This window comes from Arthrobacter sp. Z5-13, assembly GCF_056499105.1.
This window is the reverse complement of record NZ_CP096460.1, coordinates 180790-205504: the sequence shown is the minus strand read 5'-3', so window position 1 is coordinate 205504 and position 24715 is coordinate 180790. Positions and strand designations below refer to the sequence as shown.

The following is a 24715-nucleotide window of genomic DNA, read 5'->3' as shown; positions in this document are numbered from 1 at the left end:
GACAGGGAACGGAAATTCCGGAAAGAGGATTCTTTTGATGAATCCTTTACGCCTGCTTTCTGGGGGAATGCACCACTCTCGAACGCACATAGACCCGCTCAGGGCTCGAAGCGGTACCCCATGCCGGCTTCGGTGAGCAGATGCTTGGGCCGGGCGGGATCGGCTTCCAGCTTGCGGCGGAGTTGCCCCATGTAGACGCGGAGGTACTGGGTTTCACTCCCGTATGCGGGACCCCAGATCTTTTTCAGCATCTGCTGCTGGGTGATAAGGCGGCCCGGGTTGAGGACCAGGAGCTGCAGAATGGCCCACTCCCGCGGAGTCAGACGCACTATCCCGCCGTCGCGGATGACCTTCCGGTTGATCAGGTCGACACTGAAGCCACCGGCATCCACGACGCTGAGCTGTTCGCCGCCGTCGGAGGCCGTGAGGCGCCGTTCCGCAACCCGCAACCGGGCAAGGAGTTCATCGAGGCCAAAGGGTTTGGTCACATAGTCATCCGCGCCCGCGTCCAGCGCCCGTACCTTGTCCTCGGATCCATGCCTGGCGGACAACACGATGATGGGCGTGCCAGCCGTGCGGCGGACTTTTCTGATGACGTCCACGCCGTTGATATCGGGCAGTCCGAGGTCAAGGACGATGAGGTCAGGATGATGGTTCTCAGCGTGCTGGAGGGCTGTCGTTCCGTCCAAGGCAACCAGGACCTGATACCCCTCCGCCTGCAGGTTGACCTGGAGTGCGCGGAGCAGTTGTGGTTCATCATCCACCACAAGGACTGTTCTCATGCGGCACTTCCGGCGGAGAGGGGCAGGCGGATGATCATGGTCAACCCGCCTCCCGGCGTGGGTTCTGCCGTCAACGTTCCGCCCATCGCTTCGCTGAAACCTTTGGCGACGGCCAAGCCAAGTCCGATCCCAAGGCCTTCCGGTGCGTCGTCGAGGCGCTGGAAGGGCTGGAACATGGCAATGACGTCGGCGGCCGGGACACCCTCGCCATGATCCACAATCCGCAGTTCACCGCAGGGCCGCCCGTTGACGGTGCCAACTACGGAAGCACTTGAAGGTCCCAGAATGACGACGTCGGAGTCCGGCGCGTACTTGAGGGCGTTCTCCACGATGTTGGCAATGACCCTCTCCAGCATGCCCAGATCGGCGTCGACCGCCGGCATGTTGGGGGCCAGTTCCACGCGCAAGCGTCCGCCGGGTATTCCGCGCAGCGAGTCTTCGATGGCGTCGCGCCACGTGACCGGGGCGGTGTGGGGTGCGATGGCGTCGCTGGATATCCTGGACATGTCCAGCAAATTGCCGATGAGGGCCTCCAAGCGTTCTGAGTACGAGTCAATGGTCTGCAACATCTCGGCCCGGACATCCTCGGGTAGCCGGGCGGGCTGCCGCTGGAGTGCGGTGACTGCCAGTTTGATTCCTGCCAGTGGTGTCCGCAGGTCATGGCTGACGGCACGCAGGATGGCAGTCCTGATTTTGTTCCCCTCGGCAAGCTTGGTGGTCTGCTCGAGGCTTCGCTTGAGGGCCTGCCGCTGTTGCAGCAGGAGAAGATGTGCTCCGTGGGCTAACAGCAGGCGGCGCTCTCCCGCGGTAAGGGTCCGGCCGGACACGACGACGGCGGTCAACGGATCAGCGAGTTCAGTGGTGTCGGTACCTGATTCGGCGGTTCCCGGAGGCAGCGGCGGGGCGTCGCCCGCATACGCTTTCAGCTCCCACTCCTCCTGGTTTGCAGCTGCCCCTCTCGTGAACAGCCCTGCCGACCGGACGCGGAAGGTTTCCCGGACTTTTTCAAGGAATGCACCAACGGTGTCGTCCGCGAGGAGAGCACCGCGCGCCAAATCAGCAAGGGTGGCTGCCTCCGCGCGGGCGAGGGCGGCCTCGCGCGATCGTTTCGCGGAGATGCCCACCATCAGGGACACGGCCACCGCCACACCCAGGAACACCACAAGGGCAAAGAGGTTTTGGGGATCATCGATGCTGAATGTGCCTATGGGCCCCGTCTCAAAGTAGTTGATCAACACTGAGTCCAGGATCGCCGCAACCACGGCCGGCCAAAGGCCTCCGATGAACGCCACCGCGATCACGCCGGTCAGATGAACCAGCACGTGCGTCGCAAGGTTCAGCTCCGGGCCAAGGGACATCAATGCCGTGGCCAGGACAGGAAAAAGTACTGCCAACACAAAACCCAGGCCCGTTCTTGTCCTACCCAGCAGCCCGGGCAGCCGCCGTGGCAGCGACTTCGGAGCCCAAGGGTGCGACACCATGTGGACATCAATGTCACCGGAATCCCGGACCACCTTGGCCCCTACGCCGCCGCCGAGGAACCTGTTGAAACCGCGGGACACCCCCACCACGATCTGGGTGGCATTTACATCGCGGGCAAACTCAAGCAGGCCTTCGGCCGGGTCATCAACGGCCAACGTGTGGTAACTTCCGCCGAGTTCTGTCACCAGGCGGTGCTGGATCTCCAGGTCCTGCAAAGATTCTGCTGCAACACCGTCAGCACGGCGGGCATGAACCGCCAGCAGATCGCCGCCGCTGACCCTGGACAGAATCCTGGCCGCGCGGCGGATGAGCACTTCCCCCTCCGGGCCTCCGCTCAGTCCTACAACCACGCGTTCGCGTGCGGGCCAGCTGGTGCGGATGCCCTCAACCTCCCGGTACTTCGCCAGTCCTTCATCCACCCTGTCCGCAAGCCAGATGAGGGCGATCTCCCGCAGCGCCGAGAGGTTTCCGAGCCTGAACTCGTTGGCGAGTGCAGTGTCGATCATGTCCGGCGGATAGACATCTCCCTCCGACAACCGTTTCCGCAGCAACTCGGGGGAAACATCAACCAGCTCGATCTGGTCCGCCCTCCTCACAACGTCATCAGGCACCGTTTCCTGCTGGGGGACCTCCGTTATGGCTGACACAACATCACCCAGCGACGTCAGCTGCTGGATATCCACTGTTGAAAGGACGTCGATGCCTGCCGCCAGGAGCTCGTCCACGTCCTGCCAGCGCTTTTCGTTGCGGCTTCTTGGGGCGTTGTTATGGCCGTATTCATCAACAATTGCCACCTCCGGATGTCTGGCCAGGACGCCGTCGAGGTCCATTTCCTTAGCGGCAGCGGCCGGTATGACTTCCAGCCCGGAAAAAAGCTTTCGCGTCTGAGGCCGGCCCTTGTCATACGCGGTGGCCACCACAACATCCCGTCCGGCGGCCAGGAGCTGGTGGGCCTCCTGCAACATGGCATACGTTTTGCCAGCACCTGGAGCTGCGCCCAGGAAAATGCGAAGAGAGCCGCGTGACATCCTCACATTCTGTCAGCCTGGCTGTGAGACGCGTCCGTTTCTAATTGCGCAGGCTTGGAGGCGGCCGCTTCGGCACCGAAGCTGCCAAGCAGCGTGAGGGAATCAGCCGACGGCGACCCCGGCTTGGCGGAAAACACCCGCAGCACCTGATCCGGATCGTCCAGGCGTGCCAAGTCTTCGAAGTTCAGTTCCAGGTCTCCAACGATCGGGTGGTGGAGGCGCACGACACCGGCGGATCCTTTGGCCACACGATGCCCTGCCCACCACTGGCGGAAGTGCTCGCTGCGCACAGCGAGTTCGCCCACCAGCTGGTTGGCCCGCGGATCGTTGGGATGCCGTCCGACATCCGAGCGGAGAGTTCCCACGGCTTCGGATGCTACAGCCTTCCAGTCCCGGAAGAGCTCCCGTGCTGAAGGGTCGAGAATGAGCCAGCGGGTGAGGTTCCGCTCCGTTTCGGGCATGGCAGGGAAGTCGGCAAGCAGCAGGAACGCAAGTGGGTTTCCGGCCAGAACATCGGTCCGGCGACCCAGGACCAGGGCGGGCACATTTCCCACGGCATCGAGAAGCTGCAGCAGCGCAGGCCGGACGCCCTGTGCCGGTATCGGCGAAGACTCCGCACAATTCTCGAGGAGGTCAAGCATGTGCGCGTGTTCACTGGGATTCAACCTCAGCGCCCGGGCTACCGAATCCAGCACCGCCCGGGAGGGATGAATGTTCCTGCCCTGTTCCAGCCGGGTGTAGTAGTCGGTACTGACATCTGCCAACCGCGCGATCTCCTCGCGCCGGAGACCAGGCACACGGCGGGCGCTGGACGTCGTGCTGATTCCGGCTTGCTCCGGACTCAACCGTGACCGCATCGCCTTCAGGAACTTTCCAAACTCCACGCTCTGACCCATGGGTTCCATTGTCCATGGCCGGACGCTTGTGGTTAAAGGAAGAGGCAGGGCGACCGTTTTGGTCACCCTGCCTCCCTTGCATGCTGCACTGTCCGCGCGCCCGTCCTTCGGGCTACCTGTTGCGATGGAGTGCGGGAACGGCAGCACGCGCACCGGACAAATGAAGTCCGGCAGCAGTGGCGCCGGTCAGAGTTTGTCAGACCGGACTGCGAGTACAGGGCAAGTGGCCTCCAGCAAGATGCGCTGAACGGTGCTTCCCAGGATCAGCTTGCCTACCATGGAGCGGTGCCTCAGTCCGATGACGATCATTTCCGCGTTGCGGTCCTGTGCGATCTGGATGACCGCGTCCCCAGGATCTGCCAGGATGGATGATTCGATGGTCAGTGCCAGCCCGGCCTGGGTAAGTTGGCCGTCCAACTCTTGCAGTTCCTGCGCGTCCAGGTCGTGGTGGCCACGGCCGACGTTAACAATGAGCAGGTCTGACTTCCGCAGATGGGCTTCCTTGATCCCCTCAGTCAGCGCCTCCCTGCCTTCGGGAGCGGGTGCATAGGCTACGAGTACGGTCACTTGTGATTCTCCAATGGCTTTCGATGTGCAGGGTGCCGGATGTTAGACGAATGTGTTCAGCCATCCCTGCGGAAGGTCTATTGGCAGCAGGGAGGGCAGTGCCAGGAGTACGACGTACAGCACCAGCGTGTACACGACGGCCGTCTTGACCCGGGCCCGTGCCACGATCAGCAGGAACGCCGGGATGAAGATCGTGACTGCAATCAGGTATCCGAAGGCGGCCGTGAGAGCCAGGAAGCCTGTCATCCATAGGAAGGTCTTCAAGGCGAACTTTGCGTCAAGGGTCCAACCTGCCTTCGTGGTCTGTGTGTCAAGGATCCCCTCTGCCTCCGCAGCAAGGGTCGCATCTGCCTTGGGCATTCTGTCGCGAAGCCTTCTCCTGGTCTCAATGAAGAGCAGGATGCCGGAGAAGATCAGGCCTCCGGTACTCACCAGTTGGGGGACCAGCCTGGCTTCCGGTGAGAATGAGAAGGACGCGACTAAGGCCGCGGCGAAGGCGACGAAGAAGATTCCTGACGCTACGAGGGACCAGGTTGAATTCTTCAGCGGGGCTTCGTCGTCCTCGGGCTGCTCGTCCCGGTGTCCGTCGTCGACATTGGTGCGGCGACGGGCGCGGATGAACTTAATGAACGCCCAGATCATTGGCAGGATCAGGATTGCCAGGAAGAACAGAACACCGGGGCGGGCCATCCAATCGAAGCCTTCGTACAGGCTGTCGGTGAGGAAATAGTAGCGTTCCAGCGGAATTGCCAGGACGAAGCCGATCAGGAATGGTGCCCGTGGGAAGCCTGTCGATTTCAGCAGCCAGCCGAAAGCGCCGAGGACGATCATGATCCAGAGGTCGCCGAGCTGGCCGCCTTCCTGGAATGAGCCCAGGAGCATGATGGCTACCAGGCCTGCCGCCAATACAGCAAAGGGGACCTTTGTCAGCTTGGCGAGCTGCTTGACGCTGAGGAAGCAGAGCAGTGCACCAAGAATGGAGGCGATGGCGAAGGACCAGACAATCAGGTACATCAGGTCGAGGTGCTCAGTAATGATGGACGGGCCCGGCTGGATGCCGTAGGTGAGGAGCATTCCCAGGAGCATCGCGGAGGGGACGCCGCCAGGGATGCCGAACAGCAGGGTGGGGATCAGGTCGCCCGCCTCCACGGAGTTGTTGGCGCTTTCGGGGCCCACGATGCCGCGGGGGTCGCCCTTGCCGAACTGCCGCTTATCCTTTGCCGTCGCGACGGCCTGGCCGTAGGCCATCCAGGTTCCTGCCGTGGCGCCGACGCCAGGCAGGACGCCGGCCCAGATACCGATGAGCGCTCCACGGATGACATGTGTCCAGTGGGTAAGCCATTCCCGGATGCCTTGTCCCCAGCCGCCGCCGAGGGTGATGATTTGCTTCTGTCCACGGCGTTGGCTGGCGCGGGACGCGATTTCGGCCAGACCGAAAATGCCCAGAGCGACCGCCACGAGGGACAACCCGTCGCCGAGGAAGAGGCTGCCGAAGGTAAAGCGTTCCTCTGCTGTGGTCGGTGACGTCCCGACCATCCCAAGGATCAGGCCAAGGAGGCCTGCTGAGACTCCCTTGATGATATTTCCTCGCGAAAGCACGGCTGCGAGAGCCACGCCCAGGACGGTCAGCATGAAGAGTTCCGGGCTGGCAAAGGAAAGGACCAGAGGCCGGGCCAACGGGATGGCCAGGGTCAGACCGACGGCGCCGATGATGCCGCCGGCCATGGAGGACAGGAACGCCAGGGTTAGGGCCCGCGCCGCTTGCCCTTTCTTTGCCATGGCGTATCCGTCGAGCATGGTCACGCTGGCTGAGGCGGAGCCGGGGGCACCGAGCAATACCGCCGAGACGGTGTCCGAGGTATGAACTACGGCGAGGGCGCCGATCAGGAGTGCCAGAGCCTGGGGCGGTTCCATTCCGAACGTGATGGGCAGAAGAATCGCGACGGCGCCCGTGCCGCCGAGGCCGGGGATGAGGCCCATGATCAGGCCGGCGACAGTGCCGATCAGGAGCATGATGAGCAGGGAGGGGTCAGCGAGGGATGCCAGCGCTGCCATTGCGGAGTCGAGCATGATGCTCCTTATTCAACGTGGATGTCGTATTTGCTCGCGAGCAGCCCTGTGACATAGGACCGGACGGAGCCGCTGACTTTGTAGGCGTCCCTGACGCGGTCGGCTACGCCGGGGTCCGCAACGAGGGGGTAGCCGCCGAGCACTTTGGCGGCCTTCTTTTGGAATTCTGCGTCGGTGCCGAGCTTTTCGCTGGACTGGCGCAGCAGATCGTAGGCGTTCTCGGGGGTCTCTTGTGGAACCCAGAGTCCTTTTTGGTAGGTGTAGGTCAGCCCGAGCAGTGTCTTGTAGGCCTCAAATTTTTCGCCCGAGGGTTTCTTGCCATGGAGCGTTTCGTACGCTTCTGCGACTGTGGGAACGTCGGGGAAGTTGGGGTCACGGATGACGTCTCCGGCTTCGTTCACCTGGCCGAAGGACATCAGGACGACGGCTTTGCCTTCCTTGACGATTCCTGCGACGGCGGAGCCGTAGGCGGAGGTTGTCTGGTAATCAAGGTCGATTTCCCCGCGCTGAAGCGCCAGGTTGACGGGGCCCCGGCCCTCGAACCCAAACGTGCTTGTCACGTCAGCTTCAAGCAGGTCGAAGGCAACCAGTGTGGTGATGTCCAGGCCTGTGGCGCTGATACCACCGAACTCGAGCGGCTGGTCCCTGTTAATCAGGTCTTCCAAACCGGCCACGCCTGCTTCGGCACGGGCATAGATGACTCCGCCGGTACCGTTCACAACGACAGGCTTGAGGTCTTCGAAGGAATACTTCACCGCCGAGCGTCCCAAAACCCACGGCACCACCGTGGAGGCCGTCCCCACCAGGATCTCTGTGCCATCGGTCTTGGCCGACCGGGCGAACCTGTTGGTGCCCAGGATGCCTTCGCCGCCGGCGTCGTTGACGGGCGCAAAACCTGGCCGACCCGGGACGTAGTTGGTCAGCTCTGTGCCGATGAACCGTGCCCAGGTATCTGTTCCTCCGCCTGAAGCCAGGGGAATCAGGAATTCGAGGGTTTCGCCGTTAAAGTCGCCGTCTTCAGTGCTGGAGGGCGGGTTCAGCAAGCTTCCGCCCAGGACGGTAGTTGCAGTGCCCAGCAGCGCGAAGGCGCCTACGGCTGTAAGGATGGTGCGCCGGGAGTGCTGGGGCGGATCAGGCTGTTCGCTCGGCTCGGCCTGCCCGTCAATACCTTCCGGAGAAAGCCCCGGCGGTTCCAAGGATGACATTTTACTCGTCATTGAGAAATCCTTTTGGTTAGGGCCTACCTCAATGCAACACCACTCCGGCATCAATGAGAGGACAGGCTGTTGTTTTTGTGTTCCGCTTACCAGGACTCTGGAAGCAGCAGTTCGGCGTCCGCGATGAGGCGGGCGCTCCGAATGGTTCCGACGACTGGCACGCCGTCGCGTATTTCCGCCCATGTCTGGACGATGCCGGCCGGAGTGCGCATGATCAGCCCGGACGAAGAATCAGTTGTGAGGAGGTGGCTGACCACAGTGCCTTCGTGTTGTGCCGCCATCGTCAGTGCCACGCTTCCCGTGATGGCCAAGGCAGGATGAAGCCTGCCCATGGACAGCATCCTCACGTTGAGGTCAGCTTCATCGTCCTGGGAAGCTTTGCCCACCAGCGCCAGCTTCGGTATGGCCCGTGCGGCTTCAGCCCTTGTGGCCGAAAGGCCCATGCGTACTGCGGCGTCCCTGCGAACATCGTCCAAATGCACAAGGAGTGCGGCTTGGCTGTCGATGTCCGCGGCCGTCTCCGTACCGGTCAGGCCGATGGATTCCGCGTCCAGAATGATCAGGGGAGCACCGGCGTCGATGAGCGTGGCCGAAACTTCACGTCCGTCGAATGTCACTTTCTCCACCGGTTCGCCCGTTGGGAACAGTTTTCCGGTGGTCCTTCCGGCAGGGTCCAGGAATCCCATGCCTACCGACAGCCCGGGGAACGGAACGCCGGGAATCATCTGGGTGCCCGGATCCTCAAGTTTGCCGTCGGGCGTAGGAACCTTCTGCAGGATGAGCTGATCAGTGTTGGTGTTCAGCGTTCGCACCGATGTGTTCTCCGGGCCCGGTACCACCCAACCGCGCTGGATTGCGTAAGGGGCGACTACGGCTGAGCAGTTGCCGCAATTGCTGCCCCAATCCACCCGCTGCTCGTCAATTGCCACCTGTGCGAACGTGTAGTCGACATCGGCCTCGTCGCTGAGGGAGCGGGACAGGATGACGGCCTTGCTTGTGGTGGACGTTCCACCTCCGACGCCATCCACCTGACGGTTATCGGGGCTGCCGAAAAGACGCAAAAGAACTTCATCGATGGTTTTCCCCGGAACCTGCAGGTTGTCCCACTCAAACACCCAGCATTTGCTGGTTCCGCCGCGCATCCACGCTGCTGGGATCTTGAACATAATTGCTTTCACACCTTCCTTGGCCCTTCACCGGGGCTTGTAAACCCTGCCGGCTGGGTCTCAGTGTGGTCCGTGGCATATATGAATTACAAGCACCAGTAAATGCACCTCCATGCACTTTTACTTCAATCACCGGACCTAGAAGGAGCCGGAGCCGGAGCAATTCAACCCACTGAAAGAAAAATCGGATCAGACAACCAGCGGAATAGCCCAGTGCCTGAAGCATGCGCATAAGATCGTGCAGGGGGAGTAACAAATACTTCAAACTAGAAGAGGGACCCGTGCTTAACATTCGGCGACTTGAACTGCTGTTGGACGTGGTGGAGCTTGGATCGATCACCGCTGCCGCAGAAAAGCACGTGTACTCCCCGTCGGGAGTGTCACAGCAGTTACGGCGCCTTGAAGCCGAGATCGGGCAGCCGCTACTTCAGCGGCAAACGCGAGGGATGGTTCCTACGGATGCCGGGCATGTTCTGGCTGCGCACACGCGCCGTATCCTGCGTCAGATGGCGGCGGCGGAGGCGGATCTGGCAGAAATCGCAGGACTGCACCGGGGCAGCCTCACCATGGGGACCTTCCCCACATTGGGCGGTTCCTTTCTTCCGCTCGTAATCAGCCGGTTCAAAAAGGAGTACCCGGCGATCGAGCTGCACGTCCGGAGCAGCCGCTTCGAGGACCTGGTTGAAATGCTGGAAAACGGCCAGGTGGGGATGTCTCTCCTGTGGGACTACGAATGGAACCGGATCAACCCAAGAGACTTTGCCCTGACTACTGTCTTCGAAGACGCCACGGCGCTCATTGTGGGCAAGGACCATCGACTTGCGCGCCGGAAGCAGGTGGACATGGCAGACCTGGCCACTGAAGAATGGATCGTCCGTGGGGACGCCCATCCTGTGGTTGAAGTACTGCAAAGAAGTGCTCGTGCTGCGGGTTTCACTCCACGAATCGCTTTCCAGGCCAACGACTACCAGGAGGCCCAAGCCATGGTCAGTGTCGGACTGGGTATAGCGCTGGCTCCGCGGACAGCAGTGGTTAACAAGCATCCAGGGGTCAGCATAGTTTCCCTCGGTTCGAGCGCCCCGTCCCGGAGGGTGCTCCTCGCTCACCGCCATGACAGGGTGCGTGCCGCGGCGGAAATGGCCTTCCAGGCAACGCTCCTGGAGGTAGCCAAAGACACGACCGCGGACTTCCGATGAAGGAATGCTGGAAGCTTGGGCGGGACCGGGGGGCTCATTCCAGGGGCGTTACCGGCGGCGCAGGAACCAGACTGTCCCGCCACCTGCGCCGGCTCCCAGGAGCATAAGACCCCCTGCCATGGCGATCCACAGCCACATCGGCACTCCGTCGGATGACGGTGCGAGGTCTCCGGCGGAAGCGGCGCCTGGACCGGGGCGCGTCCCGGTGGTAACCGTTGCGCTGACCGGAGATGCCTCCGACGCAGTGGCAGCCAAAGACCCAGCGGGCAGGCAGCCGGCTGTGGCATTACCCGGCCCGGCTACAGAGCCAATAACACCCTCCCCCGCAGCGGGAGTTTCGCCGTTGCCAACCATGACGGTGACCACCTGTGTGTCCGAGCTGCGGCTGCCGTTCGCGAGGATGGCTGACTGGGTCATGGTGAGTTTGTATTGACCGGCAGCCGGGAACGCCCAGGTGGCATGCGCGTGGACGCCTGCCGGCACTGAAAGGCTCCGCCCCGGGCTCAGGAGCTGGATGGGCTCTCCAAACGCGCCGAGTTCATAGATGGTCACAGCGCCAGGGCCGCTGACATTATCGAGCGACCAGGTCACAGGCCCCACCACATCGGAGCCGAGCGATTGGGTGTTCCACCCCAGCCATGGAAGGCCTGCTGCCTGCGTCTGCGGCAACTGGTACACGATCGCTCCAGGAGCGCCGAGGAAGCCGAATGCGCCCTCCGGAACGCGGGTGGCAGCACCGGCTCCCACATTCAGGACAACGGCGCCCGGCTCCCGCCAGACCGGCACGGCAGTGCTTCCGTCCTTCAGAAAGGAGCGCAGGCGCCCGTCTATCACGCGGGTCGCAAGGTCCACATGCCCGGCCGATATCACTGCCGCACCGGCGGCGATCCCGGCTCCAGCTGAGCCACTGGCCGAGCCCGCCGCCGATCCGCCGGTCGAGCCCGCCGGGGCTCCGCCCGCCGTCGTAGGCGCACCCGGCAGGCAGACACTGCCAGGCCCAAGAGCGCTGCCCGAAACCGCCCTCAAACCCGCGGTGCCCTGTGCCTCACCCGGAACCGCACTGGAAGAGACGACCGGTGCGGTTTTCACGCCACCTTCGATGGTGTCGATGGACTTCCCTGCGAAACAGTCGCCCGGATCCACAGTCGATGCGTTCACGGACTCACCCACCGCCCACGCGACGGTGAAGTCGCTGCTGGCGCCTGTGGCTGCAGTCCGGTTGAACGCCATGCAGTACACCCCCGGGTTGGAGAACGCCCAAGTGCCGTGCTGGTGCACGCCGGCCGGAATGGTGAACTGGTTCGTACCGTCCGTGGTGTTGAACTTCATCGCGGCCGCACCGAACGTGCCCAGCTGGTACAGGGCCATCTTCCCGGGTGCCGCACCCTCGCTGCCTGTGGTGCCAAGCTTCTTGAGCGTCCACGTCACGTCCCCGGCTTCGGGGACCTCTTCGGTGGACCAGCCGGGCCAGATGAGCCCTGCCTCCTCACTTTGCCCAAGTACATAGGCAGTGGAGCCTTCGGTGCCGATAAACCCGAATGGCGAGTCAGCAGTGACAGGCCTGCGGGCTGCATCGCGCACCTGCAGGACGGTCTTGGCAGGGTCGCGATACACGACCGCGCCTTGGCTTGAATCTTTAACCTGGGTGGTGAACAGGCCGCCCAGCTGGCGGCTCGCCAGGTCAAGGTGCCCAGCACCGATGACGGTCACATTGCTGGGCTGTGTGCCCGGGCCGGGATCCGGCGTCGGTTTGGGCGTTGGGGATGGGGAGGGGGGCGTGCCCGTCCCGCCGGAGCCGCAAGGCACGACGGCGTCACGGTCGACGTAGTCCGGCTCGCCCGGCGTAGTGCTCCCTACCGCGATGGTGAGAGTCGTCGTCGTGCTCGAGGCTGCCGCCGTCCCGCCAGGAACAGCCGAAAACGTGAGTGGGACGCAGTACAGGCCGGGCGCAGAGAAGCTCCATACGAGCATGTTGAGCGAGCGCGGGGCGAGGTCCGCCTGGGTCCGCCCTGCTGAGGGATCGGAGGACAGGACAGCGCCGGTGGAGCGCTCCGCTGTAACAGTTCCGGGTCCGGTTACGGCCCCGAGGCTAACTCCGGCCTCCCCCACGATCCCTGCAGGGTCGAGCCTGTCCGTTGAAAAGCGCAGTCCGGGCGCACCCCATGCCCCGTCGGGTCCGAATACATAGTTGCTGCCGTTGCGGACCGAGCTCGAGATGACGATTCGGCTTGGATCCACGTCGCGGGCAGACGTCGTGGTGGTGGCGTGCACGCGAGCGCCCACTGCGATATTCCCTGAATCGAGACGCGGTTCCAGTGCCACGAGCCCGGAGTCTGCCATTTTGCTCGCGGGCTCCGCTACAGCCACAGGCTCCTTGCCGTGTGAGAGCGTGGCCAGGCCGTCGAGCCCGGCTGGACGGTCGCACGGGACTTGGTCCCGGGCCTTGGCAGGATCGCCGACCCAGACGGTCAGGCGGGCGTCCTGACCCACGCGCGTGCCGTCACCCTTGAGCATCTTGGCGTTGATGGCCAGGCAGTATTTTCCCTCTGCAGTGAACGCCCAGGTGAAGTGGCGGTGGTTAGCGGCTCCCACGGAAAGGCTCTGCGGCAGCCCGCTGCGCGTGGACCAAAGGAGCGACGACGGATCGAAGCGTTCGGTCACAGCCCGGCTGTCGTAGAGGGCGAACGAGCCGCCTGCGGGACCACGAACCTCCATCAGGCTGAGGTCCTGTAAGTCGTAAGGGCCCATGGACCCGGGCACGAAGTCCTGCCCGCTCACACCGGGCCAGAGGTTTGTTCCGGAATTGCCGCCGCCTTCGCTCCAGAACCAGAGAGGGCTGCCGGCTGGTGCTATCGCGGACAGGTCCGAGGCGACGCTGGGTGAGGGCACTGTGGTTTGCTCAAGTCCGGAAGTAACAACGTCACGGAAGGGAATGCGGCCGTAGTTACCGGCGTCGATGAGCAGGGCCAGGGACCCGCCGTCGTTGGTCAGCGGGGCGCGGACGTCAACGTGGCCGGTAGCGAAAACAGTCACCGGCTTCTCAGCCGGCCCACCCGGACCGGGTCCGCCGTCTCCCGGGCCCGGGTCAGGCTCGCCTTGGGCGCTGCACATTGGAACCGTTGCCGGAAGGTCCCCGGCCACCACCGTGTAGGTTGCTGTGCTCGGAGCGGGTTGGCTTCCACTGCTGCGCAGGACGGGTGCCATCTCAATGGTGAGGCAATAGACGCCTGGAGCGCTGAGGCCTGCCTGAAGTGCGTAGACGGAGTTATTCGGACTCATGCCGAGGCGCTGCTGTGCGGAGTCAGGGCTGAGCGCACGGGTATCCCACACCACCGATGTCGCTATCCCGCCCGGGCCGCGGCCCGCCACCGTCGCATGGGCGCCCTCAGGAGTGAATGCTCCGGTAAGGGCCAGGTACCCGTTCGTGCTGGGCCTGAGGTCCGTTGTAGCGGTGGAGCGCCGGTTAATCTCGGGCTGCGCTTCCGGGATCTCGAAGTCAGCCTGCCCATTCAGCAGGTGGGTCTGGAGGAAGAGCCGCGCATTCGCCCCGGTGGCATAATCAACCGGAGTCAGCCCGGAGGTACCTACTGTCCCGTCAGGGGTGATTCCTGGTGTGGCGTAGGTGCCGTCGTCAGCACGATCCGCGGCCGGGATGTTAAGGACGGCACCCCCAGCCGGGTAGAACTGCTGGCTCCGGTAATCGCCGTTAAAACCAGAGCCCCAATGCTCGGTGTCCACGCCATAGCCCGGCGTGATGGTCTCAACCACAAGCGGGTTGCCCTCGAACGGGGTGATCTTGGGTGCCAGGCTCACGCGGCCTCTGTCGAGGACAGGAAGATCACCCGCACTCGTGCGCACCGTCCGCAGCCCGGAGGACTCCGAGGACTCGCCCTGCTTTGCAAACGCAGTCTGCCCGGCGGCGGCGTCAGGACCCAAGGCTGGGTCTGTCGAGGTGAGCGGTTCGGATGGGGACGGCGCCGGTGGATTCGGGTCGGCGGAAGGCGCTGGCGCAGGAGCCGGGCCTGAAGGCTCGGGGGCCGGAACCGGGTCCGGGCCAGGAGCCGGGCCTGAAGGCTCGGGAGCCGGATCAGGGTCCGGGGCAGGAGAGGGATCAACCGGTTCCTGCTCGGGAGCAGTCGAGGTGGGCGCCGGTGCTGGAGCCGGCTCGGTGGCCCACGCCGGGACCCCCGCGGCGGAGCTGAGCAGCGCCGCGGTCAGGAGGACCACGGCGGGAGCGGTGCGGAGGGGGCTTAAGCGGGTCACGTTGTGGCTTTCCAGGGGTTCGGGTGGCTGTGGGTGGGGATGTGAGGCGGTATGTCCAGCGGGTGCCGGGATGAGAATCCCGGCACCCGCCGTCGACTATTTGGTGACGATCTTGTAGGTCAGCGGATCGGACGCGGCTACTTTGCCCTCAACATTCGAGGCCTTGATGGTCACGTAGTAGGTGCCCGCGGCGGAAAAGGTCCACTTTGGGTGGACGTGGAGCGCCTCGGGGGCCGTCACGTCTGCCACCGTTGCGGTGTGTGTGGTTCCGGAGGAAACAACGTTCTGGGTCGAATCAAACACAACGCTTACGCTGCCCGGGTTCCCGGACGCCGGGACAACGCTGTAGGCAATGCGGTCGCCGTTGACGAGAACTCCTTCGGCGCCGATCCCCTGGGGTGCTTCCGAGCCGGACAGGGCGAAGCCCGCGAGGAGCTGGGACGGATTGGAATCGTTGGCCTTGATCACCCACGAAGAGCCTTCACGCTGGGTCACGACGACGTCGACCACCGGTTCCTTGGTGGGCGACGCGGCAACCTGGGCAGCCGTGTAGTACGCGCCCGTGTACTCATGGTTGAGGCCCAGGATGAGTTTGTTCGTCGTGGGATTGATGCTCGCGCGGGCAATGTCAGCATGCCCTTGTGAGACGTGGGATGTCGCGGCGTTAGCGGCCGGGACCCCGAATGCGAGGACGAGAGCCGCGACGCCGGCGGCTACTGACCCGGCAAGCCCGAGGGACCTGCGGGTCCTTACCTTGGCTGTGGCTGTGTGCGCTCCGGACGTTGGGGATGAGGCGGCGGAAATAGAAGAGTGCAGCATGGGCACCTTTCTGGTGCGAGTAGTGTGCGGACGGTGGATAACCATCCTTATTGAGAATGATTCTCAAACAAGCTGGACCCTACTGGGTTATTCGGCGGTAGTCAACCCAGCCGGCTCAGACATCTCATCCGGCGGGTTCGGCGTCTTGCGGTGGACCAGGCGCAAGAGGACCCCATGCCGGGGAGCCACAGCCCATGCCGCGACGAACAGCCCGGTGGCCACGAGCACGATCGTCCCGCCGACGGGAAGGTCCCAGCTCCATGACACATAGAGGCCCACCGCTGCCGCGCTTCCTCCTATGAGCGGCGCGAGGAGCATCATGCGGCCCAGGCTGTCTGTGAGCAGGCGCGCGGTTGCGGCCGGTGTTATGAGCAGGGCGAGGACGAGGATGGTACCGATGGTCTGGAGAGAGAGGACCACCGCGATGGTGACGAGCACGTACAGCGCCATGTCCAGCCACATCACCGGCAGCCCCGACGCGCGCGCCATGTCCCTGTCGATGCTCACGGCCACGAACTCCTTGTACAGAGCCGCAAGAACGCCGAGAACGAGGACCGTCCCTACGGCAACCGTGATGACGTCCTCATCCGGGATTCCAGTGATCGAGCCGAAAAGGAAGGACTCAAGCGACCCGGAATACCCTGGCGCGCGGCTCACCACGACGATACCCAGGGCGAACGCCGCGGCGAAGAAGACACCGATGACCGAATCCTCGCGCAGCCGGCGGTGCTGGGTGAACACCGCGATGAGGAGTGCCGTGAGTACTCCCGCCACCGCTCCGCCGAGGATCAGGTTTCCTTGGAGGACGAACGCGACGGCGAGGCCCGGAAACACGGCGTGTGAGACGGCATCGCCGATAAAGGCCATGCCCCGCAACACCACAAAGTTACCCACGATCCCGCACAGTACTGACGAGGCGACAGCCACGAGCAGCGCGCGCGGCAGGAAGGCGAGGTCCGGGTTAGCCAGATCGGCGAGGAAATCAGCGAAGGACATCATGCACGCACCATTTCGGTCTGTTCGGCAGCCAGCACAGCGTTTGGCCCGGCCCCAGGCAAGGGCTGCGCGCCAAAGGCCCGCATCCACCCGTCTGTTGTTATGACCTCGGCCGGCGTCCCGTCGGCCACGATGGTCCGGTTCACGAGGCACAGGCGCGTGCAATCAGCAACGGCGCCGGCCAGGTCATGGGTTGCCATCACAATGGCCGTTCCTTCGGCAGTCAGTTCCGCGAAGAGCCCGGTGAGAAGCTGTTGGGTGGGGATATCCAGGCCAGTGAACGGCTCGTCGAGCAGGAGACCCTGCGGCGCCAGGGCCAGTGCGCGGGCCACCAGAACGCGCTGCTTCTGCCCACCGGAGAGCTCCCCCACCGTGCGGCGGTGCAGATCGGCCAACTGGACGCGGTCGAGCGCGGCGTTGACAGCGCGCCAATCCTCCAGACCCGGACGCCGCAGCCAACCCAGTGCTGCAGTGCGGCCGGTCATAACGGCGTCCTCGACGGTGATGGGGAATTCCCATGCGAACTCGTGCTTCTGCGGCACGTAGCCAAGCCGCTGGCGGCTCCGGCCGATTCGCGCCGCGCTGACGTGCACATGCCCCTTGGAGGGCTTCACCAGCCCGAGAATCGAGCGCAGGAGTGTTGTCTTACCCGCGCCATTGGGGCCTACGAGCCCCACGAGTTCGCCTGCCCTGACCTGTAGATCCACGCCCTTGAGCACCTCGCGCCCGCTGAGTGTCACAGCAAGGTTCGCGACGTCGATAAGAGGGCCCGGCGGACCTGGAAAGGTTCCTCCTGCGGCGGCATCCCCTGGGGCCAAGGCGCTCACGCCCGAGTCTCCCCGGCATTGGCGGCCGCCTTGTCGGCCCCGCGGGTATGCGCAAGCTCCGCCGCTGCGGCAGCCTTGGCGCGTCGTCCACGTACGGCCGCCGCTGCAACGATCACCCCAATTGCGAGGATTCCGACGGCACCGACCCCCGTCATCGCGGCAGTCACCGCTTCTGCAGGAAGGCCAAACGGCCCCGTTCCCGCCAGTGCCGCCGACTCGACCCCGTCTTTGTTGCCCCTGGTCTCCGTCTTTCCCTCGGCTGCAGCGGCGGGAACGGCGTCGAACACCGCCTGCGTGTCCGCCGAGTCGCCGACGGCGAAGCGCAGCACCTTCCGGTCCACCAGGGGCGTTCCATCGGCGAGTTCCGCGGCGAACTCGACCGTCAGCAGGTACGTGCCCGGCTCTGTAAAGATCCAGTTCCCGTGAGTGTGGACGTTGGTGTCCATAAAGATGTCCTGAAGCCCGGTTACACGTGAATCCCACAGCACCTGCGGGGCCGTAAGGTTGCCGCTCTGGAGATATAGCAGGAGATCGCCGGGTCCCTCTGCGCCCACCAGCGTGAAAGCGATCTGCCGCTTAACGCCCTGGATAACGCCGCTATCCTGCGTGTTCCAACCGATCCAGACATCTCCTGGCATCTCCGTCTGGGGTACCACATGGACGGCCTGCCCCGCAGCCTTTCCGACGAACGCGTAGGCCGGGTCGTCCGGCATGGTCAGTTCGGCGGTATCGCGAACGTGGAACACTACATCCTCCGTCTCACGCCACACTGGTGGCTCGAGGGTGCCGTCGCGAACCTGGACGCGCCAAGCACCGTCGACGAAGCGAGGAGCGAGGTCGAGGTGCCCGCGGTCAACTACCACACGACCGTCCGGAGGCGCGGGCTTGGCAGCATGCGCAACAAGCACGGTGCCCGGCACAAACAGGGCCGTCCCACCAGCCAGGCCGGTGGCGAGAACAGCCGCGAGCAGCAGGGAGGGGAGATGTTTAATGCTTCTCATAGGTGGTGCTTTCCGGGTTGAGGCAGCGCGAGACGGAGTCTGCGTTTGCGCGCATCATCGCTGCATAGGTGGTGACGGCAGAGTCGAACGTGTCACCGTAAATCGGGCAGACGGCCACGCCGGCATCCCGGGCGATCGAGGTTAATGCCGAGGTTCGGGTGAGAAGGTTGGGCTCGAGAAAGACGGCAGGGACCGCCAGGTTGCGGATGGTCTCGGTGAGCTTGCGACGGTCCTGGACGCTCGGTTGGACAACTGGACTCGGCGTGACAAAACCTGCGACCGTCAGGCCGTAGGCGTCCGCGAAGTAGGCGAAGGCGTCGTGGGTGGTTACGAGCTGCCGGCGCTCCCGCGGGATCGCGCTCATCCCGGCGGCGATCTCGGCGTCGAGCGCATCAAGTTCGGCGGTGAAGCGGGCAGTGTTCGCATCATATGTTGCTTTGCCATCCGGGTCCCGCAGTACCAGTGCATCCCGGATTGTCAGCGCGTAGGCCTTGGCATTTTTGACGTTCTGCCACAAGTGTGGATCAAGCTCGCCATGGACGTGTTTGCCAAGCACCGCCTGGGGCAGCTGGTAGAGGCGGTCGCCGGGGTTGCCCAGAAAGCGGTAGCCGGGTCCGCTGGGAATCTCCTGAATGGCTTTATTGGGGACCTCAATTACCGTCGATTCCGGATCGTAGCTCATCCGCTCGCCCTGCTGTCCATGGACATCGCCGTAGAGGTCGAGGTGGCCGGCGTCGAGGTCCACGGAGACATCCACATGGCCACCCTCGAGGACGGTCACGGCATCCGGATCAACCGCAGGGTTCGCATGGGCCAGCGTCCTCGCCGCCGTTTCCGGCGCCACTCCGACGGCGAACGTGTACGTCGACTCACCGACAGGCAATGGCGTGGCCCCGGCCTCCCTGCGGACAGCCGCGGCGAGCGTGAGCCGGTAGACACCCGGGGCGGTGAAGGCCCAGCTCATATGCGAGTGCGCGTTGGGCGGCAGAACGGCAGAGTCGGCGCCGATCTGGTCTGAGTCAATGAACATGCGGCGGGCGCCGAGTGTCTCGGTGGTGTAAGCAACCAGCCGGCCGGGCCCTTCGACCGCGGCCGCACGGAGCTCGACGTCGGATCCGGCTGTCGTCCCAAGTGCCGCACCACTGCCGCGCGCCCGGATCCCGAGCCACACCGTATCCAACGTGAGGTTCTCAATCAGGGGGATGACTTTGCCACCACGCTTGTCGGCCTCTTCGCCCAGCGCCAGGTTGCCGACACCGGGACGCAGGTTCGCCGCAAGAGCCTTGACAATGCGGTGCTCCTCGAGGAGGAGGCCGTTCGAGAGCGCCAGATCCGCGTAGGCGATGGAACGCACGTCCCGCAGAGTGGGCTCATAGGAGTGAACGCTCGCACCTGGTGGCACTAGCGAGGTCACCACAGCCCGCTGCCCCGCTACGTTTTGGGCGATATCAGCGATGATGCCCGTCGTCGCGATGACCTTGAGCCGGGGGTCCTGCACACTGAACTGCACCGGGGGCGCGCACCCTGCGAGGAGCAGACCCACAAGGGCAGCGAGCACGGTGACGGACACGGCAGTGCCGTGGCGAGGTGAACGGGCGATGAAGGGCACGGCTGCTTTCGGTCAAAGGGGAACTTCTCGACTCTAAAGCACATGATAATCATTCTCAACCAATGGAGGTGCCCAATATGCCGAGGGTAGGTTTCCGAGTCCTAGGAAGAGCAGGGACAGGCAAAGGGGTTTATCCCGGGACGGGAAGCACTTAGGTTGGAGACAACCTCCGCAACCGCAGTGCTGTCCGCTGCGCACGGGGAAATGACTGTTCAATTCAAGAGAGCGAGCTTCAACACCATGCAATTCCGGTATCTGGGCAACAGCGGCTTCAAAATCTCCGAAATCACGTTCGGCAACTGGCTCACGCACGGCTCACAGGTGGAGAACGACGTCGCCACCCAGTGTGTACAGGCCGCTTTGGACGCCGGCATCAGCACTTTCGACACCGCGGACGTCTACGCGAACACTGCCGCCGAAAGCGTCCTGGGCGAGGCTCTCAAGGGTGAACGGCGCGAATCCATCGAAATTTTCACCAAGGTTTTCTGGCCAACCGGCCCCGGCGGGAAGAACGACGTCGGGCTGTCTCGCAAGCACATCATGGAGTCCATCAACGGTTCGTTGAGCCGGCTGCAGACGGACTACGTGGACCTCTACCAGGCCCACCGCTACGACGTCTCCACTCCGCTTGAGGAAACCATGCAGGCCTTCGCGGACGTCGTCCGGCTGGGCAAGGCACTCTACATCGGCGTGAGCGAGTGGAATGCGGAGCAGATCAGGGCGGGCCATGCCCTCGCGAAGGACCTTGGCATCCAGCTGATTTCCAACCAGCCCCAGTACTCCATGCTGTGGCGGGTCATCGAGGAAGAAGTTGTTCCGGCGTCGGAGGAACTGGGCCTGTCCCAGATCGTCTGGTCACCGCTTGCTCAGGGCGTGCTCACTGGAAAGTACCTTCCCGGCCAACCGGCGCCGGAGGGCAGCCGGGCCACCGACGGGAAGGGCGGGGCCGACATGGTCAAGGGCTGGATGAAGGACGACGTCCTCACCGCCGTGCAGAAACTGAAGCCCATTGCGGACGAGGCAGGGCTTACCATGGCGCAGCTGAGCATCGCCTGGGTCCTGCAGAATCCGAACGTAGCCGCCGCCATCATCGGGGCTTCCCGTCCGGAGCAGGTGGAATCGAACGTCAAGGCTGCCGGCGTAAAGCTGGAACCGGCCGTTATGAAGCAGATTGACGACGCCATCGGCTCCGTGGCCGAGACGGATCCGGCAAAGACAATTTCGCCGAACCTGCGCGACGCATAGAAATTCCCTGCTGCGGAGCAGTATTTATCCACTCGGTGTATATTCGACCAGATGCCTTTGGTCTCTGGCGGACATGAATCCGGGCGCCTAGACTGCACAGCGGGCGCCCGGATTCCGCATAAAACCGAAGGAGCTTCTATGACCCGGCCAGATCCATCGACTTCCCCGACTATGACTGCCGGAGTGGCGGCCGACGCTGTGCATGATAGAGCGGCAATGCCGCGGCCAGCGCATTCGGGGGGACCAAGGGGCACAGCGCGCTTGGTGACAATTGCCTTCATAATTGGGCTCGCTGCCGGATTGCTGGGTTTGGTCCCGTGGCTGATCACCGGGGGACGGCTGCCACTGCAAAACCTTTGGGGCACGCAGGTGTGGGCCGCCGAGATGCCGCTGGCGCTGCTGCCACTGAGTCAGTACGAAGCCATCACATTGGTGGCCCTTTTGACCACTGGCGGAGCTGCAGCCGGCCTGGCAGTGAGGTGCTGGTCTCCAAAAAGGCGCGGTCTGACTGTCTGGTGCGCTGCGGCAGGTCTGCTGTTAGTCCAAGCCACGGCAACGATCCAGGCATTTTCGGTGGTTGAAAACGGCCTGGCACCCGGGGCCCGGTCTGCCCTTTACCTGGCCGGTCTGCTGGCAGGGGTGGGCGCGGCGATCGTTGCAAGTCTGGTGGCACTCTTGCTCCTCTCGGCAAAATCCACGGCCTTGACCGCTCTTGGCGTCGGCGTCATGGCAGTGCCTTTTGTCGCCTGGGCAGCAACCGGGGTCACCCACGTTATAGGGGCCTACAACGTGCCGTCTGAGGTGGCCATGCTTTGGCGTTGGCTGCCGGCGGTGCTTGTGGGGACGGCACTTGTATGGTGCGGGTTTCGGCCCATGAATCGAGTGCTGGTCTGGGCCGTCAACCTGGCCTTGCTTTGGGTGATTCCAGCCTTGTTTGGCGGGATCAGGAGTGCGTTGGGCTCGCGCGTTCTCGGCGGCGACCTGCCGGCGATGGCGGAGCAGGGTGCTGGGGTGTTTGCCGCCGCGCTGGCTCCCGGCACAGCAGGACCCGCCGTACTGCTGGCGTTGGCAATCGCATTGGCAGGGACGTTCCTCCGGGCCTTAGTGGTCCGATCCAGATCCAGGACATGAGAACGGTGCAGGTGCCCTTCCCTGACAATGGGGGTCAATTCGGGATCCGTGCAGCTTACGTTCACGTTACTGTCACCTGCCGCTGATACGTTCTGCGGATGAACCAGCTACTGCCCGAGCCCATGTCCTTGATGGTGAACGATCTCTCTGACCGCGCTGGATACGACGATCAATTCCTCGGGACCCGTGTTCCCCTCCCCACCCTGGACGACGCAGCCACCGCCTTGCTCCCGTACACGCACTTCTCGGTTCTGATGCGGTTGGACAAGCGACTGGCCGCCGTAACCGCCCTCGGAATTGACGGTGAGAAGCTGATGAACGTGGACCGTGATGGAATCCAATGGAGGCTGGACCCGCGGTTGTCCCAGGACCAGCAGACAGGCGAAAGGGTCTACGCCCGCAACGACATCGACCGCGGTCACCTGGTCCGCAGGGCTTCAGCCGTGTGGGGTGACACGCTGGCAGAAGCGGCCATGGCGAATGAAGACACCTTTCACTACACAAACGCGGCGCCTCAGGCGGCCAAGTTCAACCAGGGACTGGAGCTTTGGCTGGGCCTGGAGTCTTACCTGCTGGAGAACGCGGCGGACAACCGCCGGCGCCTGGTCATCTTCACTGGTCCCATCTTCAGTGAACAAGATCCCGTATACCGGGGTGTCGAAATTCCCTTGCAGTTCTTTAAGGTCGCCGTGTTTATCGAGAGCGGCGCGCTGGCTGCGACGGGGTATGTGGTAGACCAGTCACCGCAACTGGCAGAGCTGCCGGATGTGCCGCGGCCCGGGGTTGAGGAAGACGCTCCGCCGCTTGGTCCATTCCGGACGTTCCAAGTACCGATCCGGGACATCGCCACACTCAGTGGTCTCGAACTCGCACACCTGATTGCCCTGGACCGTATGCCCATCGCCGCGGTATTGCCATCCGCACGCGTAGGTTCGGCCTGGCGGCGCCTGCACTCCCCCGAAGACCTTGATTTGGACTTTGATCTCCCGGCATAACCGAGTACCCCGATAGTCCCCGTACACACGCCGGCGTCACCTCCGTTGCCATATGCTCGAAGGGCACTCATTGGCTCAACGACGAACCACGCGGGAGACACCTCATGACCACCTGGCGGATCAGGGATTTTCATTCGGCCGACCTTGACGGGATCCTGCACCTGTGGGAATCCCTCAAAGCCACCAACGTCGAACCCGTCTATGCGCTGTCTGAAGTTCTGGCCTCCTGTGAGAAGGACTACGCGGTAGTGGCGGTGCAGGGCGAGCAAGTGGTGGGGGCCGCCGTCGGACGTGCCGCCCATGACCAGGGCTGGGTGGTTTTCCTGGCCACGCTGCCCGAGTTCCGCGGCCGGGGAATCGGCACGTCACTGTTGGCCGCCGTCGAAAACCGGATGGCTCCGCACGGGCTCAACAAGCTCTCTGCGTTGATGCCGGAATCCGAGACCCGGGTGGAGGCCTTCCTCAGCCGCGGCTTCCAGCTCAAGAAGAACCTGCGTTACTTTGAACGCAAAATTCCTGTGGCACGCCAGGAACTGGAGCCTTTGGGCCTGCTGGGCGGCCGGGTTCTGGCCCGGAACCTCTGGGAGAACGTTGCCGGCATGCACAACGAGAAAGAACTGCTGGAGCGGCGGCTGGTCCTGCCGCTGGCCGAGGCGGATCTCGCTGACGAATACGGTGTGGTTCCGCCCCGGGCAGTGGTGTTGTTCGGGCCCCCTGGTACCGGCAAAACCACGTTTGCGAAGGCCATCGCTTCCCGCTTGGAGTGGCCGTTCGTGGAGGTATTCCCGTCCCGCCTGGCCTCGGATCCTAAAGGCCTCGCGGGTGCGCTGCGGGAGACCTTCCTGGAGATCGCGGAACTGGAGCACGCGGTGGTGTTCATTGACGAGGTGGAGGAGATTGCGGCCCAGCGCTCCGGCGAACCGCCGTCCCCGCTGCAGGGCGTCACCAATGAACTACTCAAAATCATCCCGGCCTTCCGCGAACAGCCCGGCCGCCTGCTGGTCTGCGCCACCAACTTCATCCGCGCCCTGGACAGTGCGTTCCTGCGTCACGGCCGGTTCGACTACGTCATCCCCATCGGCCTTCCAGACCGCATCGCCCGCGAGGCCATGTGGCAGCGCTTCATCCCTCCCACAGTGGTGGACGACGTTGATATCGAACTCCTTGTGGACCGCACCGAAGGCTTCTCGCCGGCGGACATCGAGTATGCGGCGCGCAGTGCGTCCCAGCGGGCGCTGGAAAAAGCAGTGTACGACGACGGCGGGCTCGCGTCCGGCGGAAGCGCCTCAGTCCGGGAAGCCGTCCGGAAGGGTCCGGCCACCCAGGACTACCTGGACGCGATCGGAGAAACGCGGACCACCGTCAGCAAAGAGGTCTACGCTGAATTCCTGGAGGACATCGACTCCCTCGGTCGCGTATAGCAGG

18 protein-coding genes are annotated in these 24715 nt (G+C 63.8%); 5 read left to right on the top strand and 13 right to left on the bottom strand.

The genetic code is table 11. From position 1 onward, the window contains the following. Positions 1-98: 98 nt before the first annotated feature. The 7 genes from M1E02_RS00915 to M1E02_RS00885 all read right to left on the bottom strand — a co-directional run bounded on the left by M1E02_RS00915 (position 99) and on the right by M1E02_RS00885 (position 9208). On the bottom strand, positions 99-782 hold the full coding sequence (locus M1E02_RS00915; RefSeq protein ID WP_479376303.1) for a response regulator: 684 nt from the start codon (positions 780-782) through the stop codon (positions 99-101). Continuing rightward, a complete protein-coding gene (locus M1E02_RS00910) occupies positions 779-3292 on the bottom strand; it encodes a DUF4118 domain-containing protein (RefSeq protein ID WP_479376302.1) in 2514 nt (837 codons plus the stop codon). Before M1E02_RS00910 ends, M1E02_RS00915 begins: the two co-directional genes overlap by 4 nt. 2 nt (positions 3293-3294) lie before the next feature. Beyond that, positions 3295-4188, bottom strand: coding sequence for a helix-turn-helix transcriptional regulator (locus M1E02_RS00905; RefSeq protein WP_479376301.1), 894 nt, complete (start codon positions 4186-4188; stop codon positions 3295-3297). A 186-nt stretch (positions 4189-4374) separates the two neighbouring features. Then, the gene (locus tag M1E02_RS00900) at positions 4375-4755 is read right to left on the bottom strand and encodes a universal stress protein (RefSeq protein ID WP_479376300.1); all 381 of its coding nucleotides are present in this window, start codon (positions 4753-4755) and stop codon (positions 4375-4377) included. A gap of 42 nt (positions 4756-4797) precedes the next feature. Further along, entirely contained in the window at positions 4798-6825 is a 2028-nt protein-coding gene (locus M1E02_RS00895; RefSeq protein WP_479376299.1) for a tripartite tricarboxylate transporter permease, read from the bottom strand. 8 nt (positions 6826-6833) lie between these two features. Further along, positions 6834-8042: a Bug family tripartite tricarboxylate transporter substrate binding protein gene (locus tag M1E02_RS00890; RefSeq protein WP_479376298.1), complete on the bottom strand. Its 1209-nt coding sequence runs from the start codon at positions 8040-8042 to the stop codon at positions 6834-6836. An 86-nt stretch (positions 8043-8128) separates the two neighbouring features. Then, positions 8129-9208, bottom strand: coding sequence for a PrpF domain-containing protein (locus tag M1E02_RS00885; protein WP_479376297.1), 1080 nt, complete (start codon positions 9206-9208; stop codon positions 8129-8131). A gap of 281 nt (positions 9209-9489) precedes the next feature. On the opposite strand from M1E02_RS00885, the gene M1E02_RS00880 reads away from it, so the two are divergent. Beyond that, on the top strand, positions 9490-10404 hold the full coding sequence (locus M1E02_RS00880; RefSeq protein ID WP_479376296.1) for a LysR substrate-binding domain-containing protein: 915 nt from the start codon (positions 9490-9492) through the stop codon (positions 10402-10404). A gap of 48 nt (positions 10405-10452) precedes the next feature. Here M1E02_RS00880 and M1E02_RS00875 read toward each other — a convergent pair whose 3' ends face one another. The 6 genes from M1E02_RS00875 to M1E02_RS00850 all read right to left on the bottom strand — a co-directional run bounded on the left by M1E02_RS00875 (position 10453) and on the right by M1E02_RS00850 (position 19919). Continuing rightward, positions 10453-14667 carry a TIGR03773 family transporter-associated surface protein gene (locus M1E02_RS00875; protein ID WP_479376295.1) on the bottom strand — a complete coding sequence of 1405 codons (4215 nt, stop codon included), beginning with the start codon at positions 14665-14667 and terminating at the stop codon, positions 10453-10455. Between the two features lie 96 nt (positions 14668-14763). Continuing rightward, entirely contained in the window at positions 14764-15486 is a 723-nt protein-coding gene (locus M1E02_RS00870; protein ID WP_479376294.1) for a TIGR03769 domain-containing protein, read from the bottom strand. 87 nt (positions 15487-15573) lie between these two features. Further along, a complete protein-coding gene (locus tag M1E02_RS00865; protein WP_479376293.1) occupies positions 15574-16485 on the bottom strand; it encodes an anchored repeat-type ABC transporter permease subunit in 912 nt (303 codons plus the stop codon). Then, on the bottom strand, positions 16482-17309 hold the full coding sequence (locus tag M1E02_RS00860) for an anchored repeat-type ABC transporter ATP-binding subunit (RefSeq protein ID WP_479376292.1): 828 nt from the start codon (positions 17307-17309) through the stop codon (positions 16482-16484). Before M1E02_RS00860 ends, M1E02_RS00865 begins: the two co-directional genes overlap by 4 nt. Further along, positions 17306-18310, bottom strand: a complete 1005-nt coding sequence (locus M1E02_RS00855) for a choice-of-anchor M domain-containing protein (protein ID WP_479376291.1) — start codon at positions 18308-18310, stop codon at positions 17306-17308. Before M1E02_RS00855 ends, M1E02_RS00860 begins: the two co-directional genes overlap by 4 nt. Next, positions 18297-19919: an anchored repeat ABC transporter, substrate-binding protein gene (locus tag M1E02_RS00850; protein ID WP_479376290.1), complete on the bottom strand. Its 1623-nt coding sequence runs from the start codon at positions 19917-19919 to the stop codon at positions 18297-18299. The genes M1E02_RS00855 and M1E02_RS00850 overlap by 14 nt, the downstream gene beginning before the upstream one ends. A 240-nt stretch (positions 19920-20159) precedes the next feature. On the opposite strand from M1E02_RS00850, the gene M1E02_RS00845 reads away from it, so the two are divergent. The 4 genes from M1E02_RS00845 to M1E02_RS00830 all read left to right on the top strand — a co-directional run bounded on the left by M1E02_RS00845 (position 20160) and on the right by M1E02_RS00830 (position 24711). Beyond that, positions 20160-21164 carry an aldo/keto reductase family protein gene (locus M1E02_RS00845; protein ID WP_479378250.1) on the top strand — a complete coding sequence of 335 codons (1005 nt, stop codon included), beginning with the start codon at positions 20160-20162 and terminating at the stop codon, positions 21162-21164. 264 nt (positions 21165-21428) lie between these two features. After that, positions 21429-22295, top strand: a complete 867-nt coding sequence (locus tag M1E02_RS00840; RefSeq protein WP_479376289.1) for a hypothetical protein — start codon at positions 21429-21431, stop codon at positions 22293-22295. 98 nt (positions 22296-22393) lie between these two features. Next, positions 22394-23290, top strand: coding sequence for a DNA/RNA non-specific endonuclease (locus tag M1E02_RS00835; RefSeq protein WP_479376288.1), 897 nt, complete (start codon positions 22394-22396; stop codon positions 23288-23290). A 104-nt stretch (positions 23291-23394) separates the two neighbouring features. Then, on the top strand, positions 23395-24711 hold the full coding sequence (locus tag M1E02_RS00830; protein WP_479376287.1) for an ATP-binding protein: 1317 nt from the start codon (positions 23395-23397) through the stop codon (positions 24709-24711). Positions 24712-24715 lie beyond the last annotated feature (4 nt).

Bases quoted from the DNA above. Each gene is read 5' to 3' on its own strand.
- M1E02_RS00915 (WP_479376303.1), bottom strand. From the start codon at position 782: ATGAGAACAGTCCTTGTGGTGGATGATGAACCACAACTGCTCCGCGCA.
- M1E02_RS00910 (WP_479376302.1), bottom strand. From the start codon at position 3,292: ATGTCACGCGGCTCTCTTCGCATTTTCCTGGGCGCAGCTCCAGGTGCT.
- M1E02_RS00905 (WP_479376301.1), bottom strand. From the start codon at position 4,188: ATGGGTCAGAGCGTGGAGTTTGGAAAGTTCCTGAAGGCGATGCGGTCA.
- M1E02_RS00895 (WP_479376299.1), bottom strand. From the start codon at position 6,825: ATGCTCGACTCCGCAATGGCAGCGCTGGCATCCCTCGCTGACCCCTCC.
- M1E02_RS00890 (WP_479376298.1), bottom strand. From the start codon at position 8,042: ATGACGAGTAAAATGTCATCCTTGGAACCGCCGGGGCTTTCTCCGGAA.
- M1E02_RS00885 (WP_479376297.1), bottom strand. From the start codon at position 9,208: ATGTTCAAGATCCCAGCAGCGTGGATGCGCGGCGGAACCAGCAAATGC.
- M1E02_RS00870 (WP_479376294.1), bottom strand. From the start codon at position 15,486: ATGCTGCACTCTTCTATTTCCGCCGCCTCATCCCCAACGTCCGGAGCG.
- M1E02_RS00865 (WP_479376293.1), bottom strand. From the start codon at position 16,485: ATGATGTCCTTCGCTGATTTCCTCGCCGATCTGGCTAACCCGGACCTC.
- M1E02_RS00855 (WP_479376291.1), bottom strand. From the start codon at position 18,310: ATGAGAAGCATTAAACATCTCCCCTCCCTGCTGCTCGCGGCTGTTCTC.
- M1E02_RS00845 (WP_479378250.1), top strand. From the start codon at position 20,160: ATGCAATTCCGGTATCTGGGCAACAGCGGCTTCAAAATCTCCGAAATC.
- M1E02_RS00835 (WP_479376288.1), top strand. From the start codon at position 22,394: ATGAACCAGCTACTGCCCGAGCCCATGTCCTTGATGGTGAACGATCTC.
- M1E02_RS00830 (WP_479376287.1), top strand. From the start codon at position 23,395: ATGACCACCTGGCGGATCAGGGATTTTCATTCGGCCGACCTTGACGGG.